Source organism: Acidovorax sp. SUPP2539, from assembly GCF_030158975.1.
In the GTDB taxonomy this organism is placed as follows: domain Bacteria; phylum Pseudomonadota; class Gammaproteobacteria; order Burkholderiales; family Burkholderiaceae_C; genus Paracidovorax.
Genome location: NZ_BQXJ01000003.1, coordinates 640,324 through 654,938, shown reverse-complemented (window position 1 = coordinate 654,938; position 14,615 = coordinate 640,324). Strand labels below are relative to the sequence as shown.

9 protein-coding genes are annotated in these 14,615 nt (G+C 70.2%); 4 read left to right on the top strand and 5 right to left on the bottom strand.

Annotated features, from left to right (window positions below; translation table 11 throughout):
* Positions 1-26: 26 nt before the first annotated feature.
* The 3 genes from AVTE2539_RS14315 (at position 27) to AVTE2539_RS14305 (ending at position 5,384) form a co-directional block, all read left to right on the top strand.
* Positions 27-2,153, top strand: a complete 2,127-nt coding sequence (locus tag AVTE2539_RS14315; RefSeq protein WP_284411496.1) for a TonB-dependent siderophore receptor — start codon at positions 27-29, stop codon at positions 2,151-2,153.
* A gap of 146 nt (positions 2,154-2,299) precedes the next feature.
* Positions 2,300-3,019, top strand: coding sequence for a DUF4198 domain-containing protein (locus AVTE2539_RS14310; protein WP_272568121.1), 720 nt, complete (start codon positions 2,300-2,302; stop codon positions 3,017-3,019).
* Positions 3,020-3,179: 160 nt separating this feature from the next.
* On the top strand, positions 3,180-5,384 hold the full coding sequence (locus tag AVTE2539_RS14305; RefSeq protein ID WP_284411494.1) for a TonB-dependent siderophore receptor: 2,205 nt from the start codon (positions 3,180-3,182) through the stop codon (positions 5,382-5,384).
* Between the two features lie 21 nt (positions 5,385-5,405).
* Here AVTE2539_RS14305 and AVTE2539_RS14300 read toward each other — a convergent pair whose 3' ends face one another.
* The gene (locus AVTE2539_RS14300; protein ID WP_284411492.1) at positions 5,406-6,431 is read right to left on the bottom strand and encodes a sodium-dependent bicarbonate transport family permease; all 1,026 of its coding nucleotides are present in this window, start codon (positions 6,429-6,431) and stop codon (positions 5,406-5,408) included.
* Positions 6,432-6,504: 73 nt separating this feature from the next.
* Here AVTE2539_RS14300 and AVTE2539_RS14295 point away from each other — a divergent pair, with 73 nt between their 5' ends.
* On the top strand, positions 6,505-7,410 hold the full coding sequence (locus tag AVTE2539_RS14295; protein ID WP_284395379.1) for a LysR family transcriptional regulator: 906 nt from the start codon (positions 6,505-6,507) through the stop codon (positions 7,408-7,410).
* Positions 7,411-7,476: 66 nt separating this feature from the next.
* On the opposite strand, the gene AVTE2539_RS14290 is transcribed toward AVTE2539_RS14295, so the two are convergent.
* The 4 genes from AVTE2539_RS14290 to AVTE2539_RS14275 form a co-directional block, all read right to left on the bottom strand.
* Positions 7,477-8,103 (bottom strand): LysE family translocator, encoded by a 627-nt coding sequence (locus AVTE2539_RS14290; protein WP_284411490.1) that lies wholly within the window; start codon positions 8,101-8,103, stop codon positions 7,477-7,479.
* Between the two features lie 114 nt (positions 8,104-8,217).
* A complete protein-coding gene (locus AVTE2539_RS14285; protein WP_284395382.1) occupies positions 8,218-9,654 on the bottom strand; it encodes an NAD-dependent succinate-semialdehyde dehydrogenase in 1,437 nt (478 codons plus the stop codon).
* Positions 9,655-9,841: 187 nt separating this feature from the next.
* A complete protein-coding gene (locus AVTE2539_RS14280) occupies positions 9,842-11,332 on the bottom strand; it encodes an efflux transporter outer membrane subunit (protein WP_284411487.1) in 1,491 nt (496 codons plus the stop codon).
* A gap of 20 nt (positions 11,333-11,352) precedes the next feature.
* Positions 11,353-14,592, bottom strand: coding sequence for an efflux RND transporter permease subunit (locus tag AVTE2539_RS14275; protein WP_284411485.1), 3,240 nt, complete (start codon positions 14,590-14,592; stop codon positions 11,353-11,355).
* Positions 14,593-14,615 lie beyond the last annotated feature (23 nt).

Sequence of the window (14,615 nt, the reverse complement as noted above, 5' to 3'; positions counted from 1 at the left end):
TTTCTTTCATCGACGGAAAGCCTTTCATGCGATTGCCTCCCCTGAACGCCATCACCGCGGCCGCATGGCTCGCCGCGGCCACCACCGCACACGCCCAGACGGCGGCGCCCACCGTGGCCCTGCCCGAGGTGAAGGTGACCGATGCCCCGCAGGGCGAGGCCACCGAGGGCTCGGGCCAGTACATCGCCCGCGAGATCAGCGTGGGCAAGCTGGTGCAGTCGCCGCGCGAGACGCCGCAGTCGGTGAGCGTGATCACGCGCCAGCGGCTCGATGACATGAACCTCACCAAGCTGGAAGACGCCGTCAAGCAGACCACCGGCGTGAACGTGACGCGCCTGGATGGCGCCGGCAACTACAACACCATCCAGTCGCGCGGCTTCGACATCGGCGCGCTGCTGCTGGACGGCGTGCCGATCCCGCAGGGCCCCAACTACGCCACCGCGATGGACACCGCCATCTACGACCGCATCGAGGTGCTGCGCGGCCCCTCCGGCCTGCTGCAAGGCGCGAGCGAACCCGGCGGCACCATCAACCTGGTGCGCAAGCGTGCGCAGTCCGCCCTGGGGCTGAACGCCAACGTGTCCGCGGGTTCGTGGAACATGCGCCGCGCCGACGTGGACCTGACCGGCGCGCTCAACGCCGCGGGCACGCTGCGCGGCCGCGTGGTGGCGGTGAAGGACGACCGCGACAGCCACGTCGCCACGCTGAAGAACGACAAGACCCTGGGCTACGGCACGCTGGAGCTGGACATCACCCCGTCCACCACGCTGTCGGTCGGCCACACGCGCCAGAAGGTGCGCGCCACGGTGGACCAGGGCCTGCCCGCGTATGCCGACGGCCGGCTGCTGGACGTGCCGCGCTCCACGTTCGCGGGCATCGCCGCCAACCGCCAGGACCTGGACAACACCGACACCTTCGCCGAACTGGAGCACCGCCTGTCCAATGGCGGGCAGGTCAAGTTCGTGGCGCGCGACGTGCACCGCGAATCGCTGTACCGCTCGGTGCGGGCCAACTCGGCCGTGGCCGCCAACGGCAACTACCAGTTGCAGTCGGTGGACTTCCAGCAGGACCTGAAGGACCGCAACTACGACCTGTACATCGCCTCGCCGCTGTCGCTGGCCGGCCGCACGCACCGCGTACTGCTGGGCGTGAGCCACACGACCAGCGAAAGCCTGGACGGCAACTCCGCATTCGGCGCGCCCCGCACCGCCAACATCTTCAATCCGCAGTACGACCTGCCCTACCCCAGCATCACGCTGCCTGGCTTTCAGAGCGCCACCCGGCGCACCGAGAAAGCGCTGTACGGCCAGGCGCAGGTCAGCGTGGCTGAGCGCCTGAAGGTGCTGGCCGGCGGGCGCCTGTCCTGGGCCAAGGCCGAGACGCGCACGCTGAGCACGGGCCAGACCACGGCCACCGCCGACCCCGGACGGCAGTTCATCCCCTCGGTGGCCGCGATCTACGAGCTGAACGAAAACCTGTCGGCTTACACGAGTTATGCCGAGACCTTCGTGGTGCAGTCCAGCCTGGACCGCGCGGGCCGCCTGCTCACGCCGCGTTCGGGCTCGCAGATCGAGGCGGGCGTGAAGGGCGAGTTTTTGAACAAGCGCCTGCAGACGCACTTCGCCCTCTTCCGCATCCTGGACAAGGACCGCGCCATCGCCGACCCGGACGTTCCCACCGCCTCCCTGGCCGGCGGCAAGGTGCGCGCGCAAGGCTTCGAGACCGAGGTGAGCGGCCAGGTCGCGCCCGGCTGGGACGTGCTGGCCGGCTACGCATTCACCGCCACCAAGTACCTGCAGGCCCCCGTGTCGCAGCAGGGCCAGGTGTTCAGCCCCATCACGCCGCGCCACAGCGTGAACCTGTCCACCCGCTATGCCTTCAAGGGCCCGGTGCTGCAGGGGCTGAGCGTGGGCGGCGGCATGAGCTACCGCAGCGAGTTCTTCGCGCAAAGCGGCACGGTGCGCCTGACCTCGGGCGACTACGCGCTGTTCAACGCCCAGGTGGCCTACCAGATCAACGACAAGCTTTCGGTGAGCCTGAACGTGGACAACCTGTTCGACAAGACCTACTACGAGAAGGTCTCCAGCCTGGGCCGCCAGAACTTCTACGGCGAGCCGCGCCGCGTGACGGTGGCGCTCAAGGCGCGCTACTAGGCGCACGGCCGAGCGGGGCCCCGATGCAGCCGGCCGCCATGGCCCTTTTGCACCAAAACGGCCTCCAGCGCATGTTCTTCTAGGGCATACCGCTATTTATTTGATAGCAAACGTTTTTTCAACCTCTGTTTCACAGGAGCTTTCCGATGTCCACCTTGCTCAAGCCCATCACCGCCGCCGTGCTGTCCGCGCTGGCGGCCACGGCCGTCCAGGCCCACCAGGTCTGGATCGAGGCCAGCGGCGCCCAGGCCCGCGTGCAGTTCGGCGAATATGCCGACGGCCTGCTGGAAAAGTCGCCCGGTGCGCTCGACAAGTTCAAGGGCGTGCCGGTGCTCGAGCAGCAGCAGCCACGCGGCGGCGAGGCCCGGCGCATCGAAGGCCAGCGCACCGCCACCGCGTTCACCTACGCCCTGCCGGCGCCGGCCGACACGCTGTTCGCCGAGGCGCCGTACCCGCTGATCGACCGCACCAAGGCCGGCCAGCCACCGCTGCTGTGGCGCCCCGCCGCGCGCTGGGTGGCCAGCCTGGCGCAGCCCGTGGCCGCCACCGCGCCGCTGGACGTGGTGCCCACCGGCAAGGCGGGCGAGCTGCGCGTGGTGTTCAACGGCAAGCCGCTGCCCAAGGCCCAGGTGACCCTGGTATCGCCCTCGGGCTGGGCCCGCGAGGCCGCCACGAATGCCGAAGGCACGGTGCACTTCGAGCTGCCCTGGAAGGGCCAGTACGTGGCCGAGGTCAAGCACAGCGACAAGCAACCCGGCGAACACGCAGGCGAGAAGTACGGCGAGGCCAGCTACCTGACCACGCTCACCTTCGTGCAGGCGGCCGGCATGGAATCGCCCCCGCTGCCCGCCCCGGCCGCGCACTGACCGCCGCGCCGGGCCGGCGCTGACCGGCCCACCCTCCCCGAAGACCTTTCACGGCCGCCGCGCCGTGACGGCGGCGGCGCCCTGCGCGCCGCATTTTTAAACCGAACAGCCCTCCTGCCAGCGGATTCATTGCCAGGAGTGCTATTGAAAAAGTAGCAACATGACCTCGCACCTTCTTCACCCGCGTGCCCACGGCGCGCCCTGCCTCCCCCTGCCCCTGGCCGCCGCCCTGCACACCGCGATCGCGCTGCTGTGCGGCCTGGGCGCCAGCGCCGCCCAGGCCCAGTCCGCCGCGCCCGTGGCGGAAACCACGCTCGCCCCCGTGACCGTCAAGGCCGGCGCGGACCAGGAAAGCCCCACCGCGCCCGTCAGCGGCTTCGTGGCCAAGCGCGCCCTTTCGGCCACCAAGACCGACACGCCGCTCATCGAAACCCCGCAGGCCATCAGCGTGGTCACGCGCGACCAGATGGAGGCGCAAGGCGCGCTGACCCTGCGTCAGACCACGGCCTATACCGCCGGCATGGTGTCCAACTACTTCGACAGCCGGGTGGACAGCTTCACGGCACGCGGCGGCAGCGTGACGCAGTACCAGGACGGCCTGCTGCGCACCTACGGCACCTACAACAACACCAAGGCCGAGCCCTACCTGCTGGAACGCGTCGAATTCCTGCGCGGCCCCTCGTCCGTGCTGTACGGCCAGGGCAGCGTGGGCGGCGTGCTCAACCTCACCAGCAAGCGCCCGCAGGCCGAGCCGCTGCGCGAAGTGCAGGTGCAGCTGGGCAACTACGCGCGCAAGCAGATCGCCGCCGACATGACCGGCCCGCTCACCCAGGACGGCGAGTGGCTCTACCGGCTGGTGGCCGTGGGCCGCGACAGCGACTCGCAGGTCGACCACGTGAGCGACGACCGCCTCATCCTCGCTCCGTCGCTCACCTGGAAGCCCAACGCCGCCACCTCGCTCACGCTGCAGTTCACGCACCAGAAAGACAAAAGCGGCTCGCTGATCGGCTTCTTTCCCTGGCAGGGCACGCGGCTGTCCAGCCCCTACGGCCAGATCCCGACCTCGACCTTCATCAGCGAACCGGGCTGGGACGCCTTCGACACCGAGAACAACTCCTGGGGTTACCTGTTCAGCCACCGCCTGAACGACCAATGGACGGTGCGCCAGAACCTGCGCCGCACGGTGAGCGAGGTGGACTACCGCAGCATCTACACCAGCTTCAGCGCCAACCGCGCCACCGGCCGGCCGGCGCGCCCGGTGTTCAATGCGGACAACCGCACCTTGCTGCGCGACGCCTCCTGGCAGATCAACTCCAGCCGCCTGCTGCTGGCGGACACGCAGATCGAAGGCAAGGTGCAGGCCGGCGCCACCGAGCACACGCTGCTCTTCGGCATGGACGCGCAGCGCAACGAAACCAGCCAGTCCACGTGGTTCCAGACCATCTCGGGCATCGACGCGTATGCGCCGGTGTACGGCAACTTCACGGCGCCCTCGGCCTCCGCGCTGGTGCGCCAGCCCAACGTCACGCAGCGCCAGTTGGGCTTTTACGCCCAGGACCAGATCCGCTGGGGCCGCTGGACGGCCACGCTCGGCCTGCGCCACGACAGCGCCAAGACCGAGACGGTCGGCCGCCCCGCCGCCGCCGTGGACGACACCGCCTGGACCAAGCGCGTCGGCGCCACCTACCAGGCCGATGGCGGCTGGGCACCGTACGTGGGCTACTCCGAATCGTTCCAGCCGCTGGGCGGCGTGGACTTCTTCGGCACCCCGTTCAAGCCCCAGCGCGGCGAGCAGTGGGAAGCCGGCGTGAAGTGGCAGCCGCAGGACCGGGGCATCAGCGCCTATGCCGCCGTGTACCAGCTGCGTGAGAAGAACCGCAAGACCAACGACCCCTCCAACCCGCTCAACAGCCTGCAGCTCGGCGAGGTGAAGACCAAGGGCTTCGAGACCGAGATGACCGCCAGCCTGGCCCGCAACTGGGACTGGACGGTGGGCTACGCCTACACCGACGCCGTCATCTCGCGCAGCAACGCGGGCGACCAGGGCCTGCCCGTGGCCAGCGTGCCCAAGCACACGGCGTCGAGCTGGCTCATGCACCGCTTCGCGGCCGAAGGACGCGGTGGCTGGACGGTGGGTGCGGGCGTGCGCTACACCGGCTCGCAGTGGACCGGCACCACGGCCATCACCACGCCGTCGGCACTCATCGCCGATGCCATGGCGGCCTACGACGCCGGCAGCTGGCGCCTGGCCTTCAACGTGGTCAACCTGGCCGACAAGGTGCAGATCACCCAGTGCCTGGCGCGCGGCGACTGTTTCTACGGCCAGCGCCGCACGTACACGATGACGGGCACCTACCGGTTCTGAGGACGGCCCCGCACCGGGGCCTCACCCCAGCCACCACCGTGCCAGAGCGCCGTACAGCGGAATGCCCAGCACGAGGTTGAAGGGAAAGGTGACGCCCAGGGACAGGCCCACGTAGAGCGCCGGCCGGGCCTCGGGCATCGCGTGGCGCAGCACGGCGGGCACGGCGATGTAGGAGGCGCTGGCGCCCAGGACGGCCAGCAGCGTGGCCTCGGGCGCCGCCAGGCCCGCCAGCTTGGCCAGCCCCAGGGCCAGCAGCCCGTGCGCCACCGGGCCCACCACAGCGAACAGCGCCAGCGGCAGGCGCTGCGCGCCGAGCCCGGCCAGGCCCGGGAGGCTGCGCGCCGTCATCAGGCCCATGTCCAACAGGAAGAACGCCAGCAGGCCCTTGAACAGGTCCACGGTGAAGGGATGCATGGCCTGTTCGCCCTGCGCACCCGTCAACAGCCCCACCAGCAGCGCCCCCAGCAGCAGCACGGCGCCGCCGTCGGTCAACGCCTCGCGCAGCACCGGGCCCAGTGGCGAGCCCACCCGCGCCGGCCCGATGCCCGGGCCGCCAGCCATCACGGCCTGCGATCCCACGGCGATGGGGGCCACCGAGGCCGGGGCGCGCAGCCAATGCGCCATCACCACCGCCAGCACGATGGCGGGCGACTCCATCAGCGCCATGGCCGCGGCCATGTAGCCGCCGGCAGGGGTGCCCTGCTGCTCCAGCAGGTGGCTGGCGGTCACGAACGTCACGGCGCTGACGCTGCCGTAGGTGGCCGCCACGGCAGCCGCATCGAAGGGCGGCAGCAGGCGGCGCAGCACGCACCATGCAATGGCCGGCACGGCGACGGCGAGCACCAGGGCACTGACCAGGGCGGCGGAGACCTGCACCGTCCAGCCGGATTGGGCCAGGGCGAATCCGCCCTTGAGGCCCAGCGCCATGAGCAGGTACAGCGACAGAAAGCGCGACAACGGCGCGGGAATCTCCAGGTTGGAGCGCAGCAGCCCGGCCGCCAGGCCGAGCACGAAGAACAGAATCGCGGGATCGAGCAGGTGTTTCATGGGGCGCGATGCTAGGCGGCAACGGCGATGAAGGAAAATCGATACTGTCGATCCGACCCATCGGGATTTCTCTATGCATGCCACTTTCCGCCAATTGCAGATCATGCTGGCCCTGGCCGAAACCGGCTCCATCACCGGGGCCGCGCGCCACTGCCACGTGACCCAGCCCACGGCGTCGATGCAGCTCAAGGAGCTGTCGGACGCCATCGGCCTGCCGCTGTACGAGCGCGTTGGTCAGCGGCTGCACCTCACCCAGGCGGGCGAGGCGGCGGCGCAGACGGCACGGGCCATCGCGGCCGACTGGGAGGCATTGGAGCAGCGCGTGGCCGCGCTCAAGGGCGTGAGCCAGGGCCGGCTGCGCATCGCGCTGGCCAGCACCGCCAAGTACTTCATTCCGCGCATGTTGGGCCGCTTTTGCGAGGAGCATCCGGGCGTGGACGTGGCAATGCAGGTGCTCAACCGCGACGGCGTGGTGCAGCGCCTGCTGGCCAACGAGGACGATCTCTACATCCTGTCCATCCCGCCGCGCGGCGTGCCGCACGACCGGCAGGTGCTGCTGAGCAATCCACTGGTGGTCATCGCCGCGCACGACCATCCGCTGGCCGCGCGCCGGCGCGTGCGGCTGGAGCAATTGCTCAAGGAGCCGTTCATCCTGCGCGAGACGGGTTCGGGCACACGGCTGGCGACGGAGGAGCATTTCAAGGCCCTGGGCTTCGCGCCGCGGGTGCGTCTGGAACTGGGCAGCAACGAGGCCATCAAGCAGTCCGTGGCGGCACGCATGGGCCTGGGGCTGGTGTCGCGGCATGCGCTGGCCGCAGACCCTGCCAGCGAAGGCGTGGCCATCCTGGCAGCGGAGCGCATGCCCGTGCCCTCGTCGTGGTATGTGCTGTGGCCGCAGGGCAAGCGGCTGTCGCCCATCGCCGAGACCTTTCTGCGGCAACTGCTGCAGCAGGCGCGCGGGTGGGAAGTGCACTCCTGAAGCCACCGGGCGGCGCGCGGTGCAATCGCTATGGCATCCACAGCGAGCCGCGCGACGCGGCGGCGTTCAGCGGCCCGCGATCATCTTCACGCCCAGGCCCACGAACACGGTGCCGGCAATGCGGTCCAGCCACAGGCCCGCGCGCGGCCGGCGGTTGAGCCAGGCGCCGATGGCCCCCGCAAAATAGCCCAGCAGCCCGAACAGTACCGCCGCCTGCAGCGTGAACAAAAGCCCCAGCAGGCCCAGTTGCAGGGCGACGTTGCCTTGCGCCGGCACCACGAATTGCGGCAGGAACGACAGGAAGAAAAGCACCACCTTCGGGTTGATCGCATTGGCGAGCATGCCCTTGAAGAACAGGCTTCGGAGCGACTGCGCCGGTGCGCCCGCGGCATCGACGCGGCCGGCGCCCGGGCTGCGCAGCGCCTGAATGCCCAGCCAGATCAGGTAGGCCCCGCCCAGCCACCGCAACGCTGTGAAGGCAACGGGCGACGCGGCGATCAGCGCGCTCACGCCCACCACCGCCAGCAGCGTGTGGCTCAGGCACCCCAGCGCGCAGCCCAGGCCGAACACGATGCCCTGCCAGCGCCCCCTGGACATTCCCATGCCCAGCACCAGCAGGTTGTCGGGACCGGGCGTGGCCGTGATGAGCACGGCGGTGAGCAAGAACGCGAGCAGTTGGGCGAAGGTGAGCATCGGACGATGATATTCGCGCGCGGCTCCCTCTCGACCAGTCTGGAGTGCAGCATGCCTCGACCCCAAAAAAAAGGCCGCGCTGTGCAGCGCGGCCTTTCGACGAACCGGTGGCGATCACACGTTCATGATCGACACGAGGCGCGTGTTCAGATGGGCTTCGACCGCTTCAGAGCCGCCTTCGGAGCCGTAGCCCGAATCCTTCAGGCCGCCGAAGGGCAGCTCGGCTGCGGGTGCGGCGGCCTGGTTGATCCAGAGCATGCCGACCTCCAGGCGCTGGGCCAGCAGGTGCGCGTTCTTGAGCGAGCGCGTGAAGGCGTAGCCCGCCAGGCCGAACGGCAGGCGGTTGGCCTCGGCGATGGCGTCCTCGATCTTCTCGAAGCCGCGCACGGCGGCCACGGGACCGAAGGGCTCTTCGTTGAAGATGCGGGCCGACAGGGGCACGTCGTTGAGCACCGTGGGCTGGAAGAAGTTGCCTTCGCTGCCGATGCGTTCGCCGCCGGTGGCCAGTTGCGCGCCCTGCTGCACCGCGTCGGCCATCAGGTCGGCCATGGCGGTGATGCGGCGCGGGTTGGCCAGCGGGCCCATCTGCGTGCCGTCGGCCAGGCCGTTGCCCACCTTGAGGCCCTGGGCGTGGCGCGACAGCGCAGCCACGAACTCGGCGCGAATGCTTTCATGCACCAGGAACCGCGTGGGCGAGATGCACACCTGGCCCGCGTTGCGGAACTTGGCGCCGCCGGCGGCCTTGATGGCCAGTTCGACATCGGCGTCTTCCGCCACGATCACCGGGGCGTGGCCGCCCAGTTCCATGGTCACGCGCTTCATGTGCTTGCCGGCCAGGGCGGCCAGCTGCTTGCCCACGGGCGTGGAGCCGGTGAAGGTCACCTTGCGGATGATCGGGTGCGGGATGAGGTAGTTGGAGATTTCCGCCGGGTCGCCATAGACCAGGCCCACGGCGCCCGCGGGCACGCCGGCATCGGCGAAGGCGCGGATCAACTCGGCCGGGCTGGCCGGGGTTTCTTCCGGCGCCTTCACGAGGATGGAGCAGCCGGCCGACAGGGCCGCGGCCAGCTTGCGCACCACCTGGTTGATCGGGAAGTTCCAGGGCGTGAACGCCGCCACGGGGCCCACGGGGTCCTTCACGACCATCTGGCGCGCGGCCAGGTTGCGGGACGGCACGATGCGGCCATACACGCGCTGCGATTCGTCGGCGAACCACTCGATGATGTCGGCGGAGGCCATGGTTTCCATGCGGGCCTCGGCCAGGGGCTTGCCCTGCTCCTGCACCATGATCGCGGCGATGGCGTCGGCGCGCTCGCGCATCAGGGCGGCGGCGCGGCGCATGGTCTTGGCGCGGTCCACCGCGGGAATGTCGCGCCAGGCCTCGAAGCCCTTTTGCGCGGCCTCCAAGGCACGGTCCAGGTCGGCCTTGCCCGCATGCGCCACGCGGCCGATTTCCTTGCCGGTGGCGGGGTTGTGCACGGCGATGGATTTGCCGTCGGCGGCGTCCTGCCATTGGCCGGCGATGAAAAGGCGGGTGCTGGGGTAACTCATTGTGCGAATGCTCCTGCTGTCGGGGGTGGGTGGAAGGAAGAAGGGGGCGAACCCCTGCCGCGGCGGACCCGTCCGCGCGGCGCCAACGGGCAACTATAGGCCCGTTCGCCGGGCCGTGCAGTCCGCGCGGTTACATCCCCAAAGCCCGTGCGGGGCCGGGCCATGCACACACGGGGTGCCCAGCGGATCAAGGCCGCGCTGCCGCCACCTGCGCGGGCGCATCGCCCCAGCCACCGCCCAGCGCGCGGATGAGCCCCACCGTCGCCGTGTACTGCGCGGTGCGCACCAGCAGCGCCTGGCGGCGGTTGCGCAGCTCGCTGCGGCGCGCATCCAGTAGCTCGAGCTGGCTCACCAGGCCGTTGCGGTAGCGCGAGTCCGACAGCTGCGTGGCGCGCGCGGCGGCCTGCACGGCGCGGCCCTGCGCCTCGGCCTGGCCCGCCAGCAGGCGCAGGGCGCCCAACTGGTCCTCGACCTCGCGGAACGCGGTGAGAACCTGCCCCCGGTGCGCGGCGAGCGCCCCTTCCAGGCGGGCGCGGGCGCCCTCTTCCTGCGCGGCGCGCTGGCCGCCGTCGAAGATCGGCAGCGACAGCAGCGCACCGATGCCCCACGACCGGGCCGACCACTTGAACAGGTCGCCCAGCTCGGGCGAGGCATAGCCGCCGTTGCCCGTGAGCGTGACGGCCGGGAACCACGCCGCCTGCGCCACGCCCACGCGGGCCTGCGCGGCTAGCACCGAGGCCTGCGCCGCCGACACGTCGGGCCGGCGCGCCAGCACCGTGCCGGGCACGCCGGCCGGGATCACGGGCAGCACCGCTTCGCCAGCAGCCGCCGCGCCTGCACTGCCCGCGGGCGCCACGGCGAAGCCGCTCGCCACGTCGCCCACCAGCACGGCCAGGGCGTTGTTCAGCAGCACCTGCTGGCGCTCCAGCGCGAGCGCCTCCGATTCGGTGGCGGCCACTTCCGTCTGCACGCGCGCCAGGTCCAGCTCGGCCACATCACCGGCTTGGTAGCGGCGCTGCGTGAGGCGCAGCGTGTCGCGGTACGCGGCCAGGCTTTCCTCCACCAGCACGCGCTCGGCCTGCACCGCACGCCATTGCAGATAGGTCTGCGCCACGTCGGCCTGCACCATGAGCCGCGTGCTCTGCAGCAGCGCATCGCGTGCCTGGGCGTCGAGCCGCGCGGCATCGCTGGCCTGCGACAGGCGGCCGAACAGGTCGAGCTCGTACGACACGTTCAAGCCCGCCGTGGCCAGCGTGGCCGGCACCGGGCCGCCCGTGGCGGTGTTGGCGCCCGCCTGGCGCGACACGCCGGTGGACACGCCGACCTGCGGGGCGCGGTTGGCATCGGCCGAGCGCAGCAGCGCCCGCGCTTCGGCCAGCCGCGCGGCGGCCTCCTGCACGGTGGTGTTGCCGCGGCCGGCCCGCTCCACCAGGCCGTTCAGCACCGGGTCCTGGAAGCCCAGCCACCACTCGCCGCGCGGCTGCGCCTCGGCGGGGGGCGCGGTGGTCCACGACCGCGCGCCGTCGGCCTCGCTGAACGTGGCCGGCACGGCCACGCCGGCATGCTCGGGCGGCGGGGCGAGCGGGGTGCCCATGCAGCCGGCCAGCACCAGGGCGGCCGCCAGGGGCGCCAGGCGGGACCAGGACGGCAGGGAAATCGACATCAAGGGGGCAGTCATCGCAAAACTCCTTCGCTCGCTCATTCGTCATGCCCGCGCGGCGACGCCAGCACGGGGTGGGCCACGGCGCCAGGGCCGGTCCCGGGGGTATCGGTCAGGGGCGCGGTGTGGCTGCCGTGCTGCTGCAGCGGCCGGTTGCCGGCCAGGCGGCGCAGCGCCACGTAGAACACCGGCGTGAGGAACAGGCCGAAGGCCGTCACCCCGATCATTCCGGCGAACACCGCCACGCCCATGGCGCTGCGCATCTCGGCGCCGGCACCGGTGGACAGCACCAGCGGCAGCACGCCCATCACAAACGCCAGCGACGTCATCAGGATGGGGCGCAGCCGCAGGCGGCTGGCCTCGATGGCGGCCTGCACCGGCGTGCGGCCGGCAAACTCCAGCTCGCGGGCGAACTCCACGATCAGGATGGCGTTCTTGGCCGACAGCCCCACCAGCACGATGAGCCCGATCTGCGTGAAAACGTTGTTGTCGCCACCTGACAGCCACACGCCCGTCATGGCGGCCAGCAAGCCCATGGGGACGATCAGGATGATGGCGATGGGCAGCGTGAGGCTTTCGTACTGCGCGGCCAGCACCAGGAACACCAGCAGGATGGCGATGGGGAACACCAGCACGGCGGAATTGCCGGCCAGGATTTCCTGATAGGTCAGCTCGGTCCATTCGAAGCCAATGCCCTGCGGCAGCGTCTCGGCGGCGATGCGCTCGATGGCGGCCTGCGCCTGGCCCGACGAGAAGCCGGGCGCGGGCCCGCCGTTCACGTCGGCCGACAGGAAGCCGTTGTAGCGCATGGCGCGCTCGGGCCCGAAGCTGGGCTCGATCTTCATCAGCGCCGACAGCGGCACCATCTCGCCGGTGGTGGAGCGCACCTTGAGCAGGCCCACGTCCTCGGCCCGGGCACGGTAGGCCGCATCGGCCTGCACGCGCACGCTGTAGGTGCGGCCGAACTGGTTGAAGTCGTTGGCATACAGGCTGCCCAGGTAGATCTGCAGCGTCTCGAAGATGTCCGTCACCGGCACGCCCAGCTGCCGCGCCTTGGTGCGGTCGATGTTGGCGTACAGCTGCGGCACGTTGACCTGCCAGCTCGTGAACAGGCCCGCGAGTTCCGGCGTCTGGTACGCCTTGCCCATGAAGGCCTTCACGGCGGCGTCCATGGCCTCGTAGCCCAGCGAGGCGCGGTCTTCGATCTGCAGCTTGAAGCCGCCCGTCGTGCCCAGGCCGGCCACCGGAGGGGGCGGGAACATGGCGATGAACGCGTCCTGGATGCTGCCGAAGGCCTGGTTCAACTGGCCCGCGACGGCGCCGCCGCTCTGGTCCGCGCGGCCGCGCTCGGCGAAGGGCTTGAGCGTGACGAACACGATGCCCGAATTGGAGCTGTTGGTGAAGCCGTTGATCGACAGGCCCGGGAAGGCGATGGCGTCTTCCACGTTCGGGTTCTTCTTGACGATCTCGCCCATGCGGCGGATCACGTCCTCGGTGCGGTCCAGCGTGGCACCGTCGGGCAGCTGCGCGAAGCCCACCAGGTACTGCTTGTCCTGCGCCGGCACGAAGCCGCCAGGCACGACCTTGAACAGGCCCCATGTCGCGGCCACCAGCGCGGCGTAGATCACCAGCATCAGCGCCTTGCGGCCGATGACGCGCTTGACGCCGCCGCTGTAGGCCTCGGAGCCGCGGTGGAACACGCGGTTGAACCCGCGGAAGAACCCGCCCAGCACCTTGTCCATGCCGCGCGTCAGCGCATCCTTGGGTTCATGGTGGCCCTTGAGCAAGAGCGCGCTCAGGGCGGGCGACAGCGTGAGCGAGTTGATCGCCGAGATCACCGTGGAGATCGCGATGGTCACCGCGAACTGGCGGTAGAACTGCCCCGTGAGCCCGCTGATGAAGGCCAGCGGCACGAACACCGCCACCAGCACCAGTGCGATGGCGATGATGGGGCCGGACACTTCGCGCATGGCGCGGTAGGTGGCCTCGCGCGGGGTCAGGCCCGCCTCGATGTTGCGCTCCACGTTCTCCACCACCACGATGGCGTCGTCCACCACGATGCCGATGGCCAGCACCAGCCCGAACAGGGACAGCGCGTTGATCGAAAAACCCAGCAGGTGCAACACCGCGAACGTGCCCACCACCGACACCGGCACGGCCAGCAGCGGAATGATGGAGGCGCGCCAGGTCTGCAGGAACAGGATCACCACGATCACCACCAGCGCCACGGCTTCCAGCAGGGTCTGGATGACGGACTTGATGGAGGCGCGCACGAACTGCGTCGGGTCGTAGGCGATGCGGAACTCCACGCCCTCGGGCATGTTCTTTTGCAGCTCGGCCATGGTCTTGCGCACGTTCGACGAGATATCGAGCGCATTGGAGCCCGGCGCCTGGAACACGCCCATGCCCACGGCCGGGTCGTTGTTGAGCAGCGAGCGCAGCGAGTAGTCGGCCGCGCCCAGCTCCAGCCGGGCCACGTCGCGCAGGCGCGTCACCGCGCCGTCGCTGCCGGTCTTGACGATGATGTCGCCGAACTCCTCTTCGGTCTGCAGGCGACCCTGCGCATTGATCGACAGCTGCATGTCCACGCCGGGCAGGCCGGGCGACTGGCCCACCACGCCGGCCGCGGCCTGCACGTTCTGGCCGCGGATGGCAGCCACCACGTCGGCCGCCGACAGGCCGCGCTGCGCGACCTTCTGCGGGTCGAGCCAGGCGCGCATCGAGTAGTCGCCGCCGCCGAAGATCTGCACCTGGCCCACGCCCTGGATGCGGGCGAGCCGGTCCTTCACGTTGAGCACGGCGTAGTTGCGCAGGTAGTCGATGCCGTAGCGGCCGTTGGGCGAGACCATGTGCACGACCATGGTCAGGTCGGGCGCGCTCTTGACCGTGGTGACGCCCAGCCGGCGCACTTCCTCGGGCAGGCGCGGCTCGGCCTGCGAGACGCGGTTTTGCACCAGCTGCTGCGCCTTGTCGGGGTCCGTGCCCAGCGCGAAGGTGACGGTCAGCGTCATCACGCCGTCGGTCGTGGCCTGGCTGCCCATGTAGAGCATGCCCTCCACGCCGTTGATGGATTCCTCCAGCGGCGTGGCCACGGTCTCGGCGATCACCTTGGGGTTGGCACCCGGGTACTGGGCACGCACCACCACGGAGGGCGGCGCCACCTCGGGATACTCGGAGATGGGCAGCGCGCGCAGCGCGATCAGCCCGGACAGGAAGATGAGCACCGACAGCACCCCGGCGAAGATGGGGCGGTCGATGAAGAAGCGAGAGAGATTCATGGTGTTCTTTCGGGGCGCTCCGC

Bases quoted from the DNA above. Each gene is read 5' to 3' on its own strand.
- AVTE2539_RS14315 (WP_284411496.1), top strand. From the start codon at position 27: ATGCGATTGCCTCCCCTGAACGCCATCACCGCGGCCGCATGGCTCGCC.
- AVTE2539_RS14310 (WP_272568121.1), top strand. From the start codon at position 2,300: ATGTCCACCTTGCTCAAGCCCATCACCGCCGCCGTGCTGTCCGCGCTG.
- AVTE2539_RS14305 (WP_284411494.1), top strand. From the start codon at position 3,180: ATGACCTCGCACCTTCTTCACCCGCGTGCCCACGGCGCGCCCTGCCTC.
- AVTE2539_RS14300 (WP_284411492.1), bottom strand. From the start codon at position 6,431: ATGAAACACCTGCTCGATCCCGCGATTCTGTTCTTCGTGCTCGGCCTG.
- AVTE2539_RS14295 (WP_284395379.1), top strand. From the start codon at position 6,505: ATGCATGCCACTTTCCGCCAATTGCAGATCATGCTGGCCCTGGCCGAA.
- AVTE2539_RS14290 (WP_284411490.1), bottom strand. From the start codon at position 8,103: ATGCTCACCTTCGCCCAACTGCTCGCGTTCTTGCTCACCGCCGTGCTC.
- AVTE2539_RS14285 (WP_284395382.1), bottom strand. From the start codon at position 9,654: ATGAGTTACCCCAGCACCCGCCTTTTCATCGCCGGCCAATGGCAGGAC.
- AVTE2539_RS14280 (WP_284411487.1), bottom strand. From the start codon at position 11,332: ATGACTGCCCCCTTGATGTCGATTTCCCTGCCGTCCTGGTCCCGCCTG.
- AVTE2539_RS14275 (WP_284411485.1), bottom strand. From the start codon at position 14,592: ATGAATCTCTCTCGCTTCTTCATCGACCGCCCCATCTTCGCCGGGGTG.